At 70.4% G+C, this 19,481-nt stretch carries 19 protein-coding genes; 15 read left to right on the plus strand and 4 right to left on the minus strand.

Annotated elements, in window-relative coordinates; all coding sequences use genetic code 11:
- The first annotated feature begins 20 nt into the window (after nt 1–20).
- Nucleotides 21–938 carry a 4-(cytidine 5'-diphospho)-2-C-methyl-D-erythritol kinase gene (locus MTDSW087_RS03265; protein WP_373321961.1) on the plus strand — a complete coding sequence of 306 codons (918 nt, stop codon included), beginning with the start codon at nt 21–23 and terminating at the stop codon, nt 936–938.
- Between the two features lie 19 nt (nt 939–957).
- On the opposite strand, the gene MTDSW087_RS03270 is transcribed toward MTDSW087_RS03265, so the two are convergent.
- Nucleotides 958–2,106 carry an acyltransferase family protein gene (locus tag MTDSW087_RS03270; RefSeq protein ID WP_144760133.1) on the minus strand — a complete coding sequence of 383 codons (1,149 nt, stop codon included), beginning with the start codon at nt 2,104–2,106 and terminating at the stop codon, nt 958–960.
- A gap of 166 nt (nt 2,107–2,272) precedes the next feature.
- Nucleotides 2,273–3,295 carry a polyprenyl synthetase family protein gene (locus MTDSW087_RS03275; protein WP_144760135.1) on the minus strand — a complete coding sequence of 341 codons (1,023 nt, stop codon included), beginning with the start codon at nt 3,293–3,295 and terminating at the stop codon, nt 2,273–2,275.
- A 170-nt stretch (nt 3,296–3,465) separates the two neighbouring features.
- On the opposite strand from MTDSW087_RS03275, the gene MTDSW087_RS03280 reads away from it, so the two are divergent.
- The 3 genes from MTDSW087_RS03280 to MTDSW087_RS03290 all read left to right on the plus strand — a co-directional run bounded on the left by MTDSW087_RS03280 (nt 3,466) and on the right by MTDSW087_RS03290 (nt 5,515).
- Nucleotides 3,466–4,209, plus strand: coding sequence for a tRNA1(Val) (adenine(37)-N6)-methyltransferase (locus MTDSW087_RS03280; RefSeq protein ID WP_238179019.1), 744 nt, complete (start codon nt 3,466–3,468; stop codon nt 4,207–4,209).
- A 120-nt stretch (nt 4,210–4,329) separates the two neighbouring features.
- Complete coding sequence (locus MTDSW087_RS03285; protein WP_144760141.1) at nt 4,330–4,563, plus strand: DUF6894 family protein; 234 nt, start codon at nt 4,330–4,332, stop codon at nt 4,561–4,563.
- A gap of 97 nt (nt 4,564–4,660) precedes the next feature.
- Nucleotides 4,661–5,515: a S49 family peptidase gene (locus MTDSW087_RS03290; RefSeq protein WP_144760144.1), complete on the plus strand. Its 855-nt coding sequence runs from the start codon at nt 4,661–4,663 to the stop codon at nt 5,513–5,515.
- Nucleotides 5,516–5,531: 16 nt separating this feature from the next.
- On the opposite strand, the gene MTDSW087_RS03295 is transcribed toward MTDSW087_RS03290, so the two are convergent.
- Nucleotides 5,532–5,786 carry a hypothetical protein gene (locus MTDSW087_RS03295; protein ID WP_144760148.1) on the minus strand — a complete coding sequence of 85 codons (255 nt, stop codon included), beginning with the start codon at nt 5,784–5,786 and terminating at the stop codon, nt 5,532–5,534.
- A 235-nt stretch (nt 5,787–6,021) separates the two neighbouring features.
- On the opposite strand from MTDSW087_RS03295, the gene MTDSW087_RS03300 reads away from it, so the two are divergent.
- From MTDSW087_RS03300 to glyS, 3 genes are all read left to right on the plus strand, one after another.
- Complete coding sequence (locus tag MTDSW087_RS03300) at nt 6,022–6,957, plus strand: glycine--tRNA ligase subunit alpha (RefSeq protein ID WP_144760151.1); 936 nt, start codon at nt 6,022–6,024, stop codon at nt 6,955–6,957.
- Between the two features lie 4 nt (nt 6,958–6,961).
- Nucleotides 6,962–7,402 carry a DUF3828 domain-containing protein gene (locus tag MTDSW087_RS03305; RefSeq protein ID WP_144760154.1) on the plus strand — a complete coding sequence of 147 codons (441 nt, stop codon included), beginning with the start codon at nt 6,962–6,964 and terminating at the stop codon, nt 7,400–7,402.
- A 108-nt stretch (nt 7,403–7,510) separates the two neighbouring features.
- Complete coding sequence (gene glyS / locus MTDSW087_RS03310) at nt 7,511–9,703, plus strand: glycine--tRNA ligase subunit beta (protein WP_144760157.1); 2,193 nt, start codon at nt 7,511–7,513, stop codon at nt 9,701–9,703.
- A gap of 135 nt (nt 9,704–9,838) precedes the next feature.
- Here the strand turns inward: glyS and MTDSW087_RS03315 are convergent, their stop codons facing one another.
- On the minus strand, nt 9,839–10,846 hold the full coding sequence (locus MTDSW087_RS03315; protein ID WP_144760160.1) for a CorA family divalent cation transporter: 1,008 nt from the start codon (nt 10,844–10,846) through the stop codon (nt 9,839–9,841).
- A 214-nt stretch (nt 10,847–11,060) separates the two neighbouring features.
- On the opposite strand from MTDSW087_RS03315, the gene groES reads away from it, so the two are divergent.
- The 8 genes from groES (at nt 11,061) to MTDSW087_RS03355 (ending at nt 19,387) form a co-directional block, all read left to right on the plus strand.
- Nucleotides 11,061–11,351, plus strand: a complete 291-nt coding sequence (gene groES / locus MTDSW087_RS03320) for a co-chaperone GroES (protein WP_142584316.1) — start codon at nt 11,061–11,063, stop codon at nt 11,349–11,351.
- A gap of 93 nt (nt 11,352–11,444) precedes the next feature.
- Nucleotides 11,445–13,085 (plus strand): chaperonin GroEL, encoded by a 1,641-nt coding sequence (gene groL, locus MTDSW087_RS03325; protein WP_144760163.1) that lies wholly within the window; start codon nt 11,445–11,447, stop codon nt 13,083–13,085.
- A 108-nt stretch (nt 13,086–13,193) separates the two neighbouring features.
- Nucleotides 13,194–13,436 (plus strand): type II toxin-antitoxin system ParD family antitoxin, encoded by a 243-nt coding sequence (locus tag MTDSW087_RS03330; RefSeq protein WP_144760166.1) that lies wholly within the window; start codon nt 13,194–13,196, stop codon nt 13,434–13,436.
- Nucleotides 13,433–13,729 (plus strand): type II toxin-antitoxin system RelE/ParE family toxin, encoded by a 297-nt coding sequence (locus MTDSW087_RS03335; RefSeq protein WP_144760188.1) that lies wholly within the window; start codon nt 13,433–13,435, stop codon nt 13,727–13,729. Before MTDSW087_RS03330 ends, MTDSW087_RS03335 begins: the two co-directional genes overlap by 4 nt.
- 123 nt (nt 13,730–13,852) lie before the next feature.
- Nucleotides 13,853–14,977 carry an asparaginase gene (locus MTDSW087_RS03340; protein ID WP_144760191.1) on the plus strand — a complete coding sequence of 375 codons (1,125 nt, stop codon included), beginning with the start codon at nt 13,853–13,855 and terminating at the stop codon, nt 14,975–14,977.
- Between the two features lie 202 nt (nt 14,978–15,179).
- On the plus strand, nt 15,180–17,003 hold the full coding sequence (gene edd / locus MTDSW087_RS03345; RefSeq protein WP_144760194.1) for a phosphogluconate dehydratase: 1,824 nt from the start codon (nt 15,180–15,182) through the stop codon (nt 17,001–17,003).
- Nucleotides 17,004–17,188: 185 nt separating this feature from the next.
- A complete protein-coding gene (eda, locus tag MTDSW087_RS03350) occupies nt 17,189–17,803 on the plus strand; it encodes a bifunctional 4-hydroxy-2-oxoglutarate aldolase/2-dehydro-3-deoxy-phosphogluconate aldolase (RefSeq protein WP_144760254.1) in 615 nt (204 codons plus the stop codon).
- A gap of 261 nt (nt 17,804–18,064) precedes the next feature.
- Nucleotides 18,065–19,387: a UDP-glucose dehydrogenase family protein gene (locus tag MTDSW087_RS03355; RefSeq protein WP_144760197.1), complete on the plus strand. Its 1,323-nt coding sequence runs from the start codon at nt 18,065–18,067 to the stop codon at nt 19,385–19,387.
- Nucleotides 19,388–19,481: the final 94 nt, after the last annotated feature.

Here is a 19,481-nt window from a genome sequence, read left to right on the forward strand (position 1 = left end):
CCCTCCGGCGGCGGCCCCGTATGGCCTGCCTCTGTCCCGAGGTTCCTGACGCCGGAGCGCCCGTGTCCTCCCTCACAACCCGCGCGCCCGCGAAGATCAACCTGACCCTGCACGTCCTCGGCCGTCGGCCCGAGGACGGCTATCACGTGCTGGAGAGCCTCGTCGCCTTCGCGAGCACCTCCGACGTGCTGACCCTGGAGCCCGGCGCCGATCTCGGCCTCGCCGTGAGCGGGCCGACCGCTGGGCCTGCCGGCCCGACCGAGGACAACCTCGTGCTGCGCGCCGCCCGCCACCTTGCAGCCCGGCTGCCCGGCCTGCGCCACGGCGCCTTCCGCCTGCACAAGCGCCTGCCCGTGGCGGCGGGGATCGGCGGCGGCTCGTCGGACGCGGCCGGGGCGCTGCGCCTGCTCGCGCGGCTGAACGGCGTGGCCATCGACGATCCGGCCGTGGTCGACGCCGCGCGCGCGACGGGGGCCGACGTGCCGGTCTGCCTGGAGCCGCGGGCTCGGATGATGCGCGGCGCGGGCGAGGAGGTCGGCGGCCCGCTCGGGCTCGCCAGCCTGCCGGCGGTGCTGATCAATCCCGGCGTGCCGGTGCCGACCGCGCCGGTGTTCAAGGCGCTCGGCCTCAAGGTCGGCGACCGGCTCGACGGGGCCGAGCATCCCGCCATCGCGGGCGGGCTCGATGCGGACGCGCTGCTCGGCCTGATCGCCCCGGCGCGCAATGATCTGGAGGCCCCTGCCCTCACCGTCGCCCCGGTGATCGGCGACGCGCTCGCGGCGCTCCGCGCTCAGGCCGGCTGCCGCCTCGCCCGGATGTCGGGCTCGGGCGCGACGGTCTTCGCCCTCTTCGCCGACCGGCACGCCGCCATGCGCGCCGCCCGCACCCTGCGCGCGGCCAATCCGGGCTGGTGGGTCGCCGCCACGCTGCTGCGGTAGGTCCGGGCTTCGAAAGGGGTCACCCCTTTCGCGGGTCCAGGGCGGCGCCCTGGTAGTCCCCGCCGAAGGCCCCCGATGTGGAAGCCCCGATCTCGGGGTTCCGCCCGCGCACCGCGTCCCGGATCCGGTCGACGCTCGGGTCGATGAGCGCCTGGAGCAGGCAGGAGACGGCGACGCTGAGCGCGATGCCGATCACGAAAGCCCAGTAGGAATAGCCCGGCACCAGGGCGAGGATGAACACCTCGACCACCGGATGGAACACGTAGAGCGGATAGGTGATCCGCCCGAGCGCCTCGTCCATGGAGCGGAGGCGGGTGAGCCGGCTCTCGGCGAGCCAGATGATCGTCCCGACGAGCCCGACGAGGAGCGCGAACTCCGCCCAGGCGCCGCTCTCGGTGCCGGGCTCCCGCCCGTGGACGGAGTAGACCATGAACTGCGCCGTACACCCCGCGAAGGCGAGAAAGGCCATCAGGATGCTCTCGCGGCTGCGCGAGCGCAGCAGGAAGTACAAGGCCGAGCCGAAGATGAAGTAGGGCGCGAGCGAGATCATCGCGGGCAGCCGCCCGGCCATGGACAGGAACCAGAGCGGGCACAGCACGAGCACGATGGCGACGAGGATGCCGGTAAGCAGGCGCCGGTCGAACAGGCGCCCCGCCACGCCTTCCAGCCAGAGGGCGGCCGCGAAGAAGAGATAGAACATCATCTCCACGCGGATCGCCCAGGCGATGCCGATGAAGTCGAAATCCATCATCTGGTTCGACAGCGGCACGAAGCCGAACAGGTTCGCCAGCAGGTTCTTGGCGTCGAAGGCCGCGCCGGCCGGGAGCATCTCCGTGCGCGACACGCGCAGCGTGCCGGCATCGGAGAAGGCGAGGCAGACCACGATCATCGCTGCGAGCGCCAGGAAGTAGTGCGGCACGATGCGCAGCAGGCGGTTCTCGATGAAGCCGACCGGCCGGTGGCGGTAGAAATGGTAGATGGCCTCGGTGATGACGAAGCCCGACAGGATGAAGAAAGCCAGGACCGCGACGTAGCCGAAGGCGTAGGGGCGCGTGGCCTCCGCCAGCCAGTCCGGCGCCACGTCGGCGCAGAAATGCTTCACCAGCACCAGGAAGGCGAGCAGGAAGCGGAAGGCTCCGAAGGGCCGGTAGGCGAGAGAACCCGGCATTCTCAACCCCGTGCGCGGAAGCGGGCGGCCCGTTCGCAATCTCAGATTGCGAACGGCGGCGTACTGCTCAGCTAGGGTGTGGGGTCAGGCCGGGTATGGCGGAAAACTACTGTGTGCCGCTTCGGGACAGCGGCACGTCCGGGATGGTCCGTCGCGCCGGGCGGCGTCAATGCGCCCGGGCGATGCAGAAATCGATGGCCTGGAGCAGCGCCGCCTTGGTCGGGCTCTGCGGGAACAGGGCCAGCGCGTCGCGGGCCATGGCGCCGTAGTGGCGGGCGCGCTCCACCGTGTCCTCGAGCGCGCGGTGACGGCGCAGGATGGCGCGGGCGGTCTCGAGGTCGCCCTCCTCGATCTTGCCCTCCTGCAGGGTGCGCCGCCAGAAGGCGCGCTCGTCCTCGCTGCCGCGGCGGAAGGCCAGCACGATGGGCAGGGTGATCTTGCCCTCGCGGAAATCGTCGCCGACATTCTTGCCGAGCTCGGCGCTGGAGCCGCCGTAATCGAGCGCGTCGTCGATGAGCTGGAAGGCGATGCCGAGATTCATGCCGTAGGAGCGGCAGGCGGCCTGCTCGGGCCGTGGGCGCTCGGCGAGCACGGGCCCGACCTCGCAGGCGGCGGCGAACAGCTCGGCGGTCTTGGCGCGGATGACGGCGAGGTACTCGTCCTCGGTGGTCTCGGTGTTCTTGGCGGCGGTGAGCTGCATCACCTCGCCCTCGGCGATCACGGTCGCGGCGGCCGAGAGGATGTCGAGGGCGCGCAGGGAGCCCACCTCGACCATCATGCGGAAGGCCTGGCCGAGCAGGAAGTCGCCGACGAGCACGCTCGCCTCGTTGCCCCACTTGATGCGCGCGGCGACCTGGCCGCGGCGCATGTCGCTCTCGTCGACCACGTCGTCGTGCAGCAGCGTCGCGGTGTGCATGAACTCGACGCTGGCCGCGAGCTTCACCGCGCCTTCGCCGCCCTGGTAGCCGCACAGGTCCGCGCAGGCGAGGGTCAGGATCGGGCGCAGGCGCTTGCCGCCCGAGGCGATGAGGTGGCTCGCGACCTCGGGGATCATCGTCACCTCCGATCCCGTCCGCGACAGGATCGTCGTGTTGACGCGCGCCATCCCGTCGGCGACGAGCGCCACGAGATCGTTCAGATCGGCCTCCGTTTGCGGACGACCTTTCTCCATGGGAACCACGACACCCAAGGTCCGATGCCTCCAGACCGTTCGACCGCGACAGGCGGGACCGTTCCCCTTCGCACGGGGCCCGCGGCGCCGCAACACGCGAGGCCGTCGATGACCCGTCCCCCCATATGGTGTGCGGCTGCGGGCGCGGCCCCGCGACCAATGCGCCGTGCGATCCGCGGGAGGTGCCGGTGACGGGCGCGGACGAGCCCGACAGCCTGTTCGGCGGGCGCCTGCGCCTGTTCCAGCCGGCCCGCGGCGCGCACCGGGCAGGCACGGATGCGGTGCTGCTCGCCCACCTGTTCGAGCCGCCGGCCGGCGCGACGCTCTGCGATGTCGGCGCGGGGACCGGCGTCGTCGGCCTCGCCTATGCCCGGCGCGTGGGCGCCCGCGTCACCCTCGTCGAGCGCGAGCCGGGTCTCGCCGGGCTCGCTCGCTGCAACGTCGCGCTGAACGCGCTGCCCGCGGCTGCCGTGGTCGAGGCCGACGTGCTGGCGCCGGCCGCCGCGCGGCTCGCGGCCGGGCTCGTGCCGGAGGCGGCCGATTTCGTGGTGACGAACCCGCCCTTCCTCGGCGCGGACCACCGGCCCTCGCCGAACGCGCTCCGCGCCGCCGCGCACAGCCTGCCCGAGGGCGGCCTCGCCGCCTGGATCCGCACCTGCACCTGGCTGCTGCGCCCTGGCGGCCATTTCGGCCTGATCCACCGCGCCGACGCCCTGCCCGATTGCCTCGCCGTGCTCGCCGGGCGCTTCGGCGACGTGGCGGTGCGGCCGGTCCATGCGCGGCCCGGGCGCCCGGCGATCCGCATCCTGATCCGGGCGGTGAAGGGCAGCCGGGCCGGGACGAGCCTGCTGCCGCCGCTGATCCTCCAGAACGACGATGCCAGCCCGACCCCCGAATCGGCGTCGATGCATTGCGGATCGAGCTGGGATTAACAGGTATACCGCATTCCAAAAGGGTCGAAAATTGCTTGTCGGGTGAAGGAACTTTGAGGTACTGAACTTATTCCTTCCGCAGCCCGGGCGGTTCAGCGTCGGCATCATGGGAATACGATGATGACCCAGCGCTATTTCTTCGATACGTTCAATGGGACCATCGTGCACGACGATGTCGGCCGCGTGCTGCCCGATGTCCTGAGCGCCCGCCTGGAGGCGCGCCGCCTCCTGCAGGAGCTGATCGCGGGTTCCGGGCCGGATCGGGACACCTGCGCCTACCGGGCCGACGTGCGCGACGAGAGGGGGCGCCGCGTGTTCAGCGCGACGATGGCCCTGATGTTCGAGGCCGGCTGAGCCGTTCGCGAGTGCCGAGCCTTGCCGCTGAGCCTTGCCATTGGCGCGGCCGTGCCCACCTGCTCCCGGATCCCCCCGTTCCCGACCCGGCCCCACCATGCCCGCGCTTCCGGCCTTTCTCCGCGACCTCCTGCCCCGCCGCTTCCGCGAGAAGCGCCCGCTCGTCGCGGTGGTGCGCCTCAACGGCGTGATCGGCGCGGTCTCGCCGATCCGGCAAGGCCTCTCCATCGCCTCGGTCGCGGGGAGCCTGGAGCGCGCCTTCGCCCTCAAGGACCTCGCCGCGGTGGCGATCGTGGTGAACTCGCCGGGCGGCTCGCCCGCGCAATCCCACCTTATCCACCGCAGGATCCGCGCCCTCGCCGAGGAGAAGGCGATCCCGGTCCTCGCCTTCGTGGAGGATGCGGCGGCCTCGGGCGGCTACATGATCGCCTGCGCGGCCGACGAGATCGTGGCCGACCCGACCTCGGTGGTCGGCTCGATCGGCGTGGTCTCGGCGGGGTTCGGCTTCGACAAGCTGATCGCCCGCATCGGCGTCGAGCGGCGCGTGCACACGCAGGGCGAGGCGAAGGCGATGCTCGATCCCTTCCGCCCCGAGGATCCGGCCGACGTGGAGCGTCTGAAGGCGATCCAGGCGGATGTGCAGGCGCTCTTCACGGAGCTCGTGACGCAGCGCCGCCCGAAGCTCCCCGCCGGCGAGAACCTGTTCACCGGCGCGGTCTGGACCGGCCGTCAGGCGGCGGCGCTCGGCTTGGTGGATGCCCTCGGTGACATCCGCTCGACCCTGCGAGCCCGCTTCGGCGAGAAGGTGGAGATGCGGCTGATCGCCGATGCGCGGGGCTCGTTCCTGGCCCGGCTTCTGCGCCGGGCTGCGCCCGGCGGGGTGGGCACGCTCGCCGGCGACGGCCTCGCGGCCCTGGAGGAGCGCGCCGCCTGGGCGCGCCTCGGGCTCTGATCGAGCCGGCTCTGCGTTACCGCGCCTGGCAGCCCGCGTTCGGCGTGCCGTAGCCGCTATAGACCACGCGAACCTTACGGACCTGGCATGGCTCGGCCTGCGGCGCCGGGGCGGCCACCGCCGTGACCTCGACCGGCGTCACGGCGGCCGGAAGGGTGATCGTGGCCGTGTCCTCGGCGGTGGCGAGGGCCTTCGTGCCCGACATCACCAGCGGCGTTGCCACGAGCGAGCCGGCGAACAGGGCGGCGACGATGGTGAGATTCTTGCGCATGACTGGTCTTCCGAAAGCTTCGGCCGGTTCGCCGGCCCGCTCTTCCCTGGCTGGACAATAAACGTGGCCGTGGGCTCGGCCGTTCCCTCTTCTCGCCGCATTTCCGCCACGCTGCGGTGTGCTGCAACACGCGGGCAATACCGACCGGGCCGTCGCCCACGGCGCAGGCCGGTCGCTTGACACCCCGTCATCCCCATCTAAACGCTGCCGGCCCTTGCTCCCGCCGCGATGCAGCATGATGTCCGACGCCGATCTCGCGCCCACCCGATCGTTCCAGGGCCTGATCCTGACGCTCCAGCGCTTCTGGGCGGCCAAGGGCTGCGTCATCCTGCAGCCCTACGACATGGAGGTCGGCGCCGGCACGTTCCACCCGGCCACCACGCTCCGCGCGCTCGGGCCGAAGCCCTGGAAGGCGGCCTATGTGCAGCCCTCGCGCCGCCCGAAGGACGGGCGCTACGGCGAGAATCCGAACCGGCTGCAGCACTATTACCAGTTCCAGGTCATCCTGAAGCCGAACCCGCCGAACCTTCAGGAACTCTACCTCGAATCGCTCGCCGCCATCGGCGTCGACCTCAAGCTTCACGACATCCGCTTCGTCGAGGACGATTGGGAGAGCCCGACGCTCGGCGCCTGGGGCCTCGGCTGGGAATGCTGGTGCGACGGGATGGAGGTGAGCCAGTTCACCTACTTCCAGCAGGTGGCGGGCTTCGAATGCGCGCCGGTGGCGGGCGAGCTGACCTACGGCCTCGAGCGCCTGGCCATGTATGTCCAGGGTGTCGAGAACGTCTACGACCTGAACGTCAACGGCGGCGAAGGCGACGACAAGGTCACCTACGGCGACGTCTTCCTCCAGGCCGAGCAGGAATATTCGCGCCACAATTTCGAGGCCGCCGACACCGAGATGCTGTTCCGGCACTTCGCGGATGCCGAGCGGGCCTGCCGCGCCTATCTCGAGGCCGGCGCGCCCGAGAGCGAGGGTGCCCGCCACCGCATGGCGCAGCCGGCCTACGACCAGTGCATCAAGGCGAGCCACGTCTTCAATTTGCTCGACGCCCGCGGCGTGATCTCGGTGACCGAGCGGCAGAGCTACATCCTGCGCGTGCGTGAGCTCGCCAAGGCCTGCGGCGCCGCCTGGCTCAGGACGGAGGGCGGCGGGCTCGCCGCGGCCTGAGCCCGTGCGCGGCCTTCTCCTCGCCCTCCTGCTCCTGCTCGGGGCCGGCCCGGCGCTCGCGCAATCGGCCACCGACCCGGTCGGCACCGTGCGGGCCTTCTACGCGGCGCCATCGACCGACGATCTCCGCTTCTACGCCCGGGTGCTGCGCGCCCTCTACGAACGCGACCAGCGCGAGGCGAACGGCGAGGTCGGCCGGATCGGATTCGATTTTCGCGTCAACGGCCAGGACACCGCCAAGGGCTGGGAGAAGACGCTGCGGCTCGCCACGCTCTCGGCCGGCGAGGACCGGGCCGAGGTCCAGGCGACGTTCCGCAACGGCAGGCCCCAGGACATCCGCTACGACCTCGTGCGCGAGGGCGGCCGCTGGCTGATCGCCGACGTGCGCGCGGTGACGGGCGAGCGCTGGGGGCTCGTCGCCCTCCTCTCGCAGCCGCTGAACTAGAGTCGCTCCCGATCGCGGCCCGCGCCTCGACACCGCCGGTCCGGGCTCCTAAACGGGCCCGGCCGTTCCGACGCCCCCTTGCGCGGCCCCCGCGGCCGGATCCGAGCCATGCCTGACCTCCTCCTCGAACTCCGCTCCGAAGAGATCCCCGCCCGCATGCAGCGGCGCGCGGCCGAGGACCTGCGCAAGCTCGTCACCGACGCCCTGGTGGAGCGCGGCTTCCTCTACGAGGGCGCCAAGGCCTTCGCGACGCCCCGCCGCCTCGCCCTGCACGTGGCCGGCCTGCCGCCCCGCGGCGAGGCGGTGCGCGAGGAGCGCAAGGGCCCGCGCGTCGGCGCCCCCGACGCCGCGATCCAGGGCTTCCTGAAGAGCGCCGGGCTCGCCTCGATCGATCAGGCGAAGACGGTCACCGACCCGAAGAAGGGCGCGTTCTACCTCGCCGTGATCGAGCGCGAGGGCCGCGAGACCCTCGACGTGCTGGCCGAGGTCCTGCCCCAGATCATCCGCAGCTTCCCCTGGCCGAAATCCATGCGCTGGGGCGCGGCCTCGGCTCAAGCGGGGGCGCTGCGCTGGGTGCGCCCGCTGCAATCGATCGTCGCCACCTTCGGCCCCGAGACCGAGAGCACCGAGATCGTGCCCTTCTCGGTCGACGGGATCGCGGCCGGCAACGTCACCTACGGCCACCGCTTCCTGGCCCCCGAGGCGATCGAGGTCCGCCGCTTCGACGACTACGTCCAGGCCCTGGAGCGGGCCAAGGTCGTGCTCGACGCCGACCGCCGCAAGGACATCATCCTTCACGACGCCCGCGACCTCGCCTTCGCGCAGGGGCTCGACCTCGTGGAGGACGAGGGTCTGCTGGAGGAGGTGGCCGGCCTCGTCGAGTGGCCGGTCGTGCTGATGGGCTCGTTCGACGCGAGCTTCCTCGACATTCCGGCCGAGGCGGTGCGCGCCACCATCCGCGCCAACCAGAAATGCTTCGTGCTGCGGAAATCCGGCTCGGAGGAACTCGCCCCCGCCTTCATCCTCGTCTCGAACCTCGTGGCCAGCGACGGCGGCCAGGCGATCGTGGCCGGCAACCAGCGCGTGGTGCGCGCACGCCTCTCGGACGCGAAGTTCTTCTGGGAGACCGACAAGGCGGTGAAGCTGGAGGACCGGCTTCCGAAGCTCGATTCCATCGTCTTCCATGAGAAGCTCGGGACGCAGGGTGAGCGGGTCCGGCGCATCGCGGCGCTTGCCGAGGATCTGGCCGAGACCGTGGGGGCGGATTTCGGCCTCGTGGGTCGCGCCGCACGCCTCGCGAAGGCCGATCTCGTGACGGAGATGGTCGGCGAATTCCCCGAGTTGCAGGGCCTGATGGGCGCGAAATACGCTGCTCTCCAGGGCCAGGACCCGAGTGTCTGCACGGCGATCGGCGACCACTACAAGCCCCTCGGGCCATCCGATCGGGTGCCTTCGGATCCGGTCGCCATCACCGTCGCGCTGGCCGACAAGCTCATCGCCCTCGCCGGCTTCTGGTCGATCGACGAGAAGCCCACCGGGAGCAAGGATCCGTTCGCCCTGCGCCGTGCGGCTCTCGGGGTGATCAGGCTTATCCTGGAGAATGGCATCCGCCTGCCGCTGGCGGAATTGGCCTTGCCGAACGCCTTCGACCTGCAGTCCGGTGGCCCGATGGTGGTGCAGATCGATCTGCCGGGCAGCATCGAGGAGCTGGAGGCGGCCTACAAGGACCTGCCCCCGGACTTCGACCTGCTGGCCGATCCGCGCGTGGACGACCTCCTGGCCTTCTTCGCCGACCGCCTCAAAGTCTATCTCCGCGACCAGGGCGCCCGCCACGACCTGATCGACGCCGTCTTCGCCCTGCCCGGCCAGGACGATCTGCTGATGGTGGTCCGCCGCGTCGAGGCGCTCGGCACGTTCCTGGAAACCGATGACGGCAAGAACCTGCTCGCCGGCTACAAGCGCGCGGCCAACATCCTGCGCATCGAGGAGAAGAAGGACGGACGCGCCTACGATGCCGAGCCCGACGCCGCGCTGATCGCGTCCTCCGGCCAGCCGGAGGAGCGGGCGCTCGCCGAGGCCCTGGGCGTCGCGCGGAATGAGGCCTCGGCGGCGGTGGCGGCGGAGGATTTCGAGGGCGCGATGCGGGCGCTCTCGCGGCTCCGCGCTCCGGTCGATGCCTTCTTCGAGGCGGTCACGGTGAATGCCGAGGCCCCGGCCCTGCGCGCCAACCGCCTCGCCCTCCTCAACGCGCTGCGCGCGGCCACCCGCGAGGTCGCGGACTTCTCCAGGATCGAGGGCTGAGGAAGCCGGGAACACGGCTTCAGGACGCGAGCAGGAACCTCGCCGCGCCCCCTCTCCCGAACGAGAGAGGGGGCGCGCGCTTGATCGTGAGCTGCAGGGGCACCCTCTCGCCGTACGGAGCAGAGGAGAGGCGCTTCAGAACCAGCCCTTGATCCGGAAGAACACGATCGGAATCAGCGCGCTCGTCAGGATCAGGGCGAGGCCGTAGGGGTAGCCGTAGAGCCAGTCGAGCTCCGGCATGTGCTTGAAGTTCATGCCGTACATCGAGGCGATCAGCGTCGGCGGCACGCCGACCACCGAGACCACGGTCAGCACCCGGAAGACGTTGTTCTGCTCGATCTGGATCAGCCCCAGAGCGGCGTCGAGCAGGAACTGCACGTTCTCCGAGAGCCGCGTCTCGAACTCGTCGAGGGACTCGATGTCCCGGCGGATCGTCTCGAAGCGCGCATCCTCCTCCTGATGGAGCAGGTCGGCGCAAGCGCCGGCGACGTAGGGCACGATGCGCTCCATCCCGAGCAGGCTCGCGCGGATCTTGCCGAGCGCCTTGCCGCGCCGGGCGATGCCGCGCAGGATCCGGCGGAGCGCGAGGTCGCGGCGGCGGGGCGGCACGTCGCCGTTGCGGGCGCCGTTCCGGGCACGAGGCGCGCGCACGTCGAAGTCGAAGATGCGCGTCGAGAGCGAGTCGAGCTCCGCGCCCATGTCCTCCAGCGCGTCGGCGAGGTTGTCGACCAGCTCCTCCACGAGAAGCAGGAAGGCCTCGGCGCTGGTCGCTGCGCCCTCCTCCTCCGCGAGACGCTTGCCCGCGCCCTCGAAGGCGCGCAGCTCGTGGAAGCGCACGGTGACGAGGTGGTCGCGGGTCAGCAGGAAGCCGAGCGGCTTCAGCTGCGAATCCGCCTGCTCGAAGGTGATCATCGGCGTCGAGAGCGACAGCCCGTTCTTCAGGCGGCGCAGGCGGCTCGAGGATTCCACCTCGCTGAGCGCCCGCCGCGAGGGCACGCGGATGCCGGTGGCGGCCTCCACCGCCTGCGCCTCCTCGACGCTCGGGTCGTTCAGGTCGATCCAGAGGGCGCCTGCGGGCAGCGGCGCCCCGGAGGCGGGATCCCACGGCGCGAGGGCGCCCTCCGGTCCGTGCAGGGTCAGCATGGCGGATCGGTTCACCGTCGCGTGGAAAGGGAGACGAAAACCATCGTCGCCCCGTCACTTGGGGGTGCGACAGCCTTGACTCGTCTGAGGGCGGTGGCTATCTCGCCGCCGGTCGTTAGCACTCACTCAAGCCGAGTGCTAACGACCGGGCTTGGAGGCGGCAATCGCGCGCCGCATCAACGCCACTTCGAGTTCTGAAGCAAGAGGGCAGACCATGAAGTTCCGTCCGCTGCACGACCGTGTCGTCGTCCGTCGCATCGAGAGCGAGGAGAAGACCAAGGGCGGCATCATCATCCCGGACACCGCCAAGGAGAAGCCGCAGGAGGGCGAGATCGTCGCCGTCGGCCCCGGTTCCCGTGACGAGCAGGGCCGCGTGAACGCCCTCGACGTCAAGGCCGGCGACCGCGTCCTGTTCGGCAAGTGGTCCGGCACCGAGGTCAAGATCGATGGTCAGGACCTCCTGATCATGAAGGAATCCGACATCATGGGCGTCGTCGAGGCCTAAAGGCCCCGGCCGGCACCGTTCATCGCCCTTCGAGGCCGATTTCCGCGCCTCGGGGCCTTCCCCGCAATCCTTAACCATTAAGGACTGACCCACATGGCAGCGAAAGACGTTCGTTTCTCCGCCGACGCCCGTGAGAAGATGCTCCGCGGCGTGGACATCCTGGCCGACGCGGTCAAGGTGACGCTGGGCCCCAAGGGCCGCAACGTCGTCATCGAGAAGAGCTTCGGCGCGCCGCGCATCACCAAGGACGGCGTCACCGTCGCCAAGGAGATCGAGCTCGCCGACCGTTTCGAGAACATGGGCGCCCAGATGGTGCGCGAAGTGGCCTCGAAGACCAACGACATCGCCGGTGACGGCACCACCACCGCGACCGTGCTCGCTCAGGCGATCGTCCGCGAGGGCGCCAAGTACGTCGCCGCCGGCATCAACCCGATGGACCTGAAGCGCGGCATCGACCTCGCCACCCAGGCCGCCGTGAAGGACATCACCTCGCGCGCCAAGAAGGTCGCCTCGTCCGACGAGGTCGCCCAGGTCGGCACGATCTCCGCCAACGGCGACAAGGAGATCGGCGAGATGATCGCCCACGCCATGCAGAAGGTGGGCAACGAGGGCGTCATCACCGTCGAGGAGGCCAAGACCGCCGAGACCGAGCTCGACGTCGTCGAGGGCATGCAGTTCGACCGCGGCTACCTCTCCCCGTACTTCATCACGAACGCGGAGAAGATGGTCGCCGAGCTCGAGGACCCCTACATCCTCATCCACGAGAAGAAGCTCTCGTCGCTCCAGGCCATGCTGCCGGTGCTCGAGGCCGTGGTCCAGACCGGCAAGCCGCTCCTGATCATCGCCGAGGACATCGAGGGCGAGGCGCTCGCCACGCTCGTCGTCAACAAGCTCCGCGGCGGCCTCAAGGTCGCGGCCGTCAAGGCGCCGGGCTTCGGTGACCGCCGCAAGGCCATGCTCGAGGACATCGCGATCCTGACCAAGGGTCAGATGATCGCCGAGGATCTCGGCATCAAGCTCGAGAACGTGACCCTGCCGATGCTCGGCCGCGCCAAGCGCGTCCGCATCGAGAAGGAGAACACCACGATCATCGACGGCGTCGGTGAGAAGGCCGACATCGAGGCGCGCATCGCGCAGATCAAGGCGCAGATCGAGGAGACCACCTCGGACTACGACCGCGAGAAGCTGCAGGAGCGTCTGGCCAAGCTCGCGGGCGGCGTCGCGGTGATTCGCGTCGGCGGCGCGACTGAGGTCGAGGTCAAGGAGAAGAAGGACCGCGTCGACGACGCCCTCAACGCCACCCGCGCGGCGGTCGAGGAAGGCATCGTCCCCGGCGGCGGCACCGCGCTGCTCCGCGCCAAGAAGGCGGTCGCCGAGCTGAAGTCCGACGTTCCGGACGTGCAGGCCGGCATCAAGATCGTCCTGAAGGCCCTTGAGGCCCCGATCCGCCAGATCGCCCAGAATGCGGGCGTTGAGGGCTCGATCGTGGTCGGCAAGATCACCGACAAGACCGACTCCGAGACCTTCGGCTTCAACGCCCAGACCGAGGAGTATGTCGACATGATCCAGGCCGGCATCGTCGATCCGGCCAAGGTCGTGCGCACCGCCCTGCAGGACGCCGCCTCCGTCGCCGGCCTGCTGGTCACCACCGAGGCGATGGTCGCCGACGCGCCGAAGAAGGACTCCCCCGCTCCGGCCATGCCGGGCGGCGGCATGGGCGGCATGGACTTCTAAGTCCACGCCACCATCGGGAAACGGGAGAGGGGTCGCCGCGAGGCGGCCCCTTTTCCTTTGCCGCTTCGCCTGCCAAAGTACCAGGAATTGGTAATTTGGTGGCTGGCGATGGCGCACAACACCTCTGTTTCCTTGGGTGACCACTTCGCCCGGTTCATCGCCCAGCAGGTCGAGGGCGGCCGCTACGGCTCGGCCAGCGACGTGGTCCGGGCCGGGCTGCGTCTCCTCGAGGAGCAGGAGGCGCGCCTGCAGGCCCTTCGCGCGGCGCTCGTCGAGGGCGAGGCCAGCGGCCCGCCGGAGGCCTTCGATGTCGAGGCCTTCCTGAAAACCAAGCGCGCCGGCCGCCCGTGAGTGGCGGCTACGTCCTCGCACCACGGGCGCGGGACGATCTCGACGGGATCTGGGACGACACGGCCGAGCGCTGGGACCCTGATCAGGCGGACCGTTATGTCCGCCGCCTCGCGCAATCCTTCGCGGATCTCGCCACCGGTACTGTCCGGGGCCGCAGTGCCGAGAAGGTCCGGCCGGGCTATTTTCGGCTGACCGTCACGTCGCACGTCGCCTTCTACCGCATCGGCGATGGCGGCCGGATCGAGGTGATCCGGATCCTGCATGCGCGCATGGATGCCGGGCGGCATCTGTAGCGCGTCTCCGGTCTGCCGTGACAATCCGGGCATCGGCACGGGCCAGGGCGCGGCCTCCGTCTTGCCTCATGGGACCCGCTGCCTACGATCCGTCGAGGATCTTCCGAGCTCAGGGATAACCCGATGTCTGCTTTCCGCTCCGGCCGTCGTCTCTCCTCCGCGGCCGCCCTGGCGGCGCTCGCCTGCGCGAGCCTGCCGCTCGGCCCCCTCCCCTCCGCGGCCCGGGAGATGCCGGATGCCGCCGCGGATCAGGCCGCGCGCAAGCCGAACGTCGTGATCCTCGCCACCGGCGGCACCATCGCCGGTGCCGGCGCGGATGCCGCCAACAGCGCCACCTACCAGGCCGCCAAGGTGCCGGTGGACAAGCTCATCGCCGCCGTGCCGGCCATGAGCGGCGTCGCCAATGTCCGCGGCGAGCAGGTCTTCCAGATCGCCTCGGAAAGCTTCACCGACGCGCAGCTCGTGGAGCTGGGCAAGCGCGTCTCGGCGCTGCTGAAGCAGGACGACGTGGATGGCGTCGTGGTCACCCACGGCACCGACACCCTGGAGGAGACGGCCCTCTTCCTCGACCTCGTGGTGAAGAGCGACAAGCCGATCGTGGTGGTCGGCTCGATGCGGCCCTCCACCGCGATCTCGGCGGACGGCGCCCTCAACCTCCTCGACGCCGTCACCGTGGCCGGCTCGAAGGAAGCGGTCGGCAAGGGCGTCATGGTCACCATGAACGACCAGATCCAGGCCGGACGCGACGTGACGAAGCGCGTCAACGTCGTCCCGAGCGCCTTCTACAGCCAATGGGGCCCGCTCGGCATGGTGGTCGAGGGCAAGACCTACTTCTTCCGCAGCTCGGCGAAGCGCCACGGCAAGGCGTCCGAGTTCGACATCGACGCCATCGACAGCCTGCCGACGGTGGCGATCGTCTATGGCTCGGGCAACATGTATCCGGGTGCCTACAAGGCCGCCGTCGATGCCGGGGCCAAGGCGATCGTCCATGCCGGCACCGGCAACGGCTCGGTGGCGGGCTATCTCGTCGATACCCTGAAGGACATCCGCTCCAAGGGCACGCTGATCGTGCGCTCCTCGCGCGTCGGCGACGGCATCGTGCTGCGCAACGCCGAGCAGCCCGACGACAAGTACGACTGGGTGGTGGCCCACGACCTCAACCCGCAGAAGGCCAAGATCCTGACTGCCGTGGCCCTGACCAAGACCGGCGACACCAAGGAGCTGCAGCGCATCTTCTGGGAATACTGAGCCTGCGTTCGGGGGGCGGGCTTCCGCTCGGCCCCCTCAAGGAGCGAGCCTGATGTCGGATTGGGGTGTAAACGTTTACACAGGATTGGCGACAGGCTAGAAGGGCTCGAAATAACCGGTGCGTCGAAGCCCGGACCGTCGCTCGGCCCCGCGCCGGAGCGGCGCCCATTCCGGCAGGATGCGCCCAGAGGAAGGAAGGCTCATGACGGAGATCCATCCCGAGGTCGCGGCCGTGACCGCGCGCGTCGTCGAGCGGTCCCGGGCGAGCCGGCGGCGCTACCTCGACCTGATCGAGCGCGAGCGCGAGGCGGGCGTGCATCGGCCGAAGCTCGCCTGCGGCAACCTCGCCCACGGATTCGCGGCCTCCGGCGAGGACAAGGCGGCGATCCGCGCCGGGCGGTCGATGAATATCGGCATCGTCACCGCCTACAACGACATGCTCTCGGCGCATCAGCCCTACGGGCGCTATCCGGACCAGATCAAGGTCTTCGCCCGCGAGCGTGGCGCCACGGCCCAGGTCGCCGGCGGCACGCCCGCCATGTGCGACGGGGTCACGCAGGGCCAGCGCGGCATGGAGATGTCGCTGTTCTCGCGCGACACCATCGCGCTCTCGACCGCGGTCGCGCTCAGCCACGGCATGTTCGACGGGGCGGCGCTGCTCGGCATCTGCGACAAGATCGTGCCGGGCCTGATCATCGGCGCGCTGCGCTTCGGCCACCTGCCGACGATCCTGATCCCGGCCGGTCCCATGCCCTCGGGGCTCGCCAACAAGGAGAAGCAGCGCATCCGCCAGCTCTACGCGGAGGGCAAGGTCGGCCGCGAGGAGCTGCTCGAATCCGAGTCCGCCTCCTATCACGGGGCCGGCACCTGCACCTTCTACGGCACCGCCAATTCCAATCAGATGATGATGGACGTGATGGGCCTGCACATGCCGGGCGCCTCCTTCATCAATCCGGGCACCAAGCTGCGGCAGGCGGTGACGCGGGCGGCGATCCACCGCCTCACCGAGATCGGCGCCGACGGCAACGACTACCGGCCGCTCGGCCTGTGCATCGACGAGAAGGCGATCGTGAACGCCGTCGTCGGGCTGCTCGCCACGGGAGGCTCGACCAACCACGCGATCCACCTGCCGGCCATGGCGCGCGCGGCCGGCATCGTCCTCGACTGGGAGGATTTCGACCGCCTCTCCGCCGCGGTGCCGCTGATCGCCCGCGTCTACCCGAACGGCTCGGGCGACGTGAACCACTTCCACGCGGCCGGCGGCATGAGCTTCGTGATCGCCGCGCTCCTCGATGGCGGGCTCCTGCACGACGACATCCTGACGGTGGCCGGCCAATCGCTGCGCGACCATGCCCGCGACCCGAAGCTCGCCGGCGACGACCTCGTCTTCGAGCCCGCGGTGCCGGAGAGCCTCGACCCGGCCATGCTGCGCCGGCCCGCCGACCCGTTCCAGCCGGATGGCGGCATGCGCCTCGTGAAGGGCAATCTCGGCCGCGCCACCTTCAAGACCAGCGCCGTCGAGCCGCAGCGGCGCACCATCGAGGCACCGGCCCGGGTGTTCTCCGACCAGGACGACGTGATCAGGGCGTTCAAGGCGGGCGAGCTGGAGCGGGACGTCATCGTGGTGGTCCGTTTCCAGGGCCCGCGCGCCAACGGCATGCCGGAGCTGCACAAGCTGACGCCGCCGCTCGGCGTGCTGCAGGACCGCGGCCACAAGGTCGCCCTCGTCACGGATGGGCGGATGTCCGGCGCCTCCGGCAAGGTACCCGCCGCGATTCATCTGACGCCGGAGGCCCTCGGCGGCGGGCTGATCGGGAAGATCCGCGACGGCGACATCGTGCGACTGAGCGCCGAGGACGGCGTGCTGGAGGTGATGGTGGACGAGGCGGAGCTCGCCGCCCGTACGCCCGCAGCGGTGCCGCCGCCGGAACTCGGCACCGGCCGCGAGCTGTTCGCCTTCATGCGCCATGGCGCGGATGGCGCCGAGCAGGGCGCCTCGGCGATGCTCGCAGCCGCGGGCCTGTAACGGGATCCCGAAGGGACAAGTCCCTTCGGCGGGGTCTCGGGGCGCGAGAAGCCCCGAGTTCGGCCCCAATGCCCGGCGTCGCCGGGTATTGGGGCCGATTGCAGGGCTCTGCCCTGCACCCGCGAAAGGTCTCGGACCTTTCGAAACCACGACCACAGAACCGGGAGGTGCCGACCATGAACGACCTGACCAGCATCGACGCGCTGATGCGCTCCGTGGCCGTGATCCCGGTCCTGGTGATCGAGGATGCGGCCCATGCCGAGCCGATCGCCCGGGCCCTGGTGGAGGGCGGCCTCACCGCCCTCGAAGTCACGCTCCGCACCCCCGCCGCCCTCGACGTGATCCGGGCGATGGCCCGGGTCGAGGGCGCGGTGGTCGGCGCGGGCACCGTGCTCAACCCGCGCGACCTCGACGCGGCTCTCGCGGCGGGTGCCGAGTTCATCGTCTCGCCGGGCCTCACCGATCCGCTCACCGACGCGGCCAAGGCCAACGGCGTGCCCTACCTGCCGGGCGTCGCCAATGCCGCCGACATCATGCGCGGGCTCGATCACGGCCTCGACCGCTTCAAGTTCTTCCCCGCCGAGGCGGCGGGCGGGCTCAAGGCGCTGAAGGCGCTGGCCGCCCCCTTCCATCAGGTGCGCTTCTGCCCGACCGGCGGCATCACCGAGACGAGCGCGCCGGACTGGCTGGCCGAGAAGGCCGTGCTCTGCGTCGGCGGGAGCTGGGTGGTGAAGCCCGGCGCGCCGGACGTCGCGGCGATCCGCAAGGCTGCTTCTGCGGCCGCCGCGCTACGCCGCTGAACCATCGTCGCCGCTCCGGCGCCGCCGACAAAAAACTGTCGCGTTCGCGCGCTTTGGCATGCGGGGGCGTGCCGGCAACGAACCGCGACGGTTTGCCTGCCCGCCCGTTCACGCTAATGGTGCAGTGCACCTAGGGCGCGCCCTGCCGCACGGGACACCGGTTTCGGCGCCGGGGAGCGTGTCGAAACAAGGGCTTGGTGTCATGGTCCGTCGCGGCGTGGGCGGGCATGGCCCCGAGGGCCGGTCGGCGCAGGAGTTCTCATGCGGATCGCGATGATCGGAGCCGGCTATGTCGGCCTAGTGTCTGGGGCATGCTTTGCCGATTTCGGTCACGGCGTGGTCTGCATCGACACGGATCCCGCCAAGATCGCGGCGCTCGAGGCGGGGCGCATGCCGATCTACGAGCCGGGGCTCGAGGCGCTGGTGGCCGAGAACGTGCGCCAGGGCCGGCTCGCCTTCCGCACCGAGCTGCGCGAGGCGGTGGCCGAGGCCGACGCCGTCTTCATCGCGGTGGGCACGCCGTCCCGCCGCGGCGACGGCTTCGCCGACCTCTCCTTCGTCCACGCCGCCGCCCGCGCCATCGCCGGCGCGCTCACCGGCTTCACCGTGGTGGTCACCAAGTCCACCGTGCCGGTGGGCACCGGCGACGAGGTCGAGCGCATCATCCGCGAGGCCAACCCGCAGGCCGACGTGGCGGTGGCCTCCAACCCCGAGTTCCTGCGCGAGGGCGCGGCGATCGCCGACTTCAAGCGGCCCGACCGCATCGTGGTGGGCGCCGAGGATCCGCGCGCGGTGGCGGTGCTCAACGAGATCTACCGGCCGCTCTACCTCAACCAGGCCCCGATCCTGGTGACCGGGCGGCGCACGGCGGAGCTGACCAAGTACGCCGCCAACGCGTTTCTCGCCACCAAGATCACCTTCATCAACGAGATCGCCGACCTGTGCGAGCAGGTGGGGGCGGACGTGCAGCAGGTGGCCCGCGGCATCGGCCTCGACAACCGGATCGGGCGCAAGTTCCTGCATGCGGGCCCGGGCTATGGCGGCTCGTGCTTTCCGAAGGACACGCTGGCGCTGGTGAAGACGGCGCAGGATTACGCCACGCCGATGCGGATCGTTGAGACGGTGGTGGCGGTCAACGAGAGCCGCAAGCGGGCGATGGCGCGCAAGGTGATCGCGGCCTGCGGGGGTGCGGTGCGGGGGAAGACGATCGCGCTGCTCGGCCTGACCTTCAAGCCGAACACCGACGACATGCGCGATGCGCCCTCGCTCGCCATCGTCGCCGGCCTGCAGGATGCCGGCGCCCGCGTCCAGGCCTACGACCCCGAGGGGATGGAGCAGGCGCGGCCGCTCTTGGGCGACGTCGCCTACGCCTCCGACCCCTATGCCTGCGCGGAAGGCGCGGATGCGCTCGTTCTGGTGACCGAATGGGACGCTTTCCGCGCCCTCGACTTCACCCGCCTGCGCGAGCGGATGGCACAGCCTGTGCTTGTAGATCTGCGCAACGTCTACCGTCCGCAGGACATCCAGGCCCGCGGATTCCGCTACGTCAGCGTGGGTCGGCCGGACCTTGAATCCGCTGGATGAGATGCGTCCTGCGCATAGGTTATCCCCCGGCCGCTCCAAGCTCAGGCTTGGCTGACCGCCGCGAAGCGTGCCATGGCCGCGATCCGGGCCATGC

The sequence above is a fragment of the Methylobacterium dankookense genome, assembly GCF_902141855.1.
Taxonomy (GTDB): Bacteria; Pseudomonadota; Alphaproteobacteria; order Rhizobiales; family Beijerinckiaceae; genus Methylobacterium; species Methylobacterium dankookense.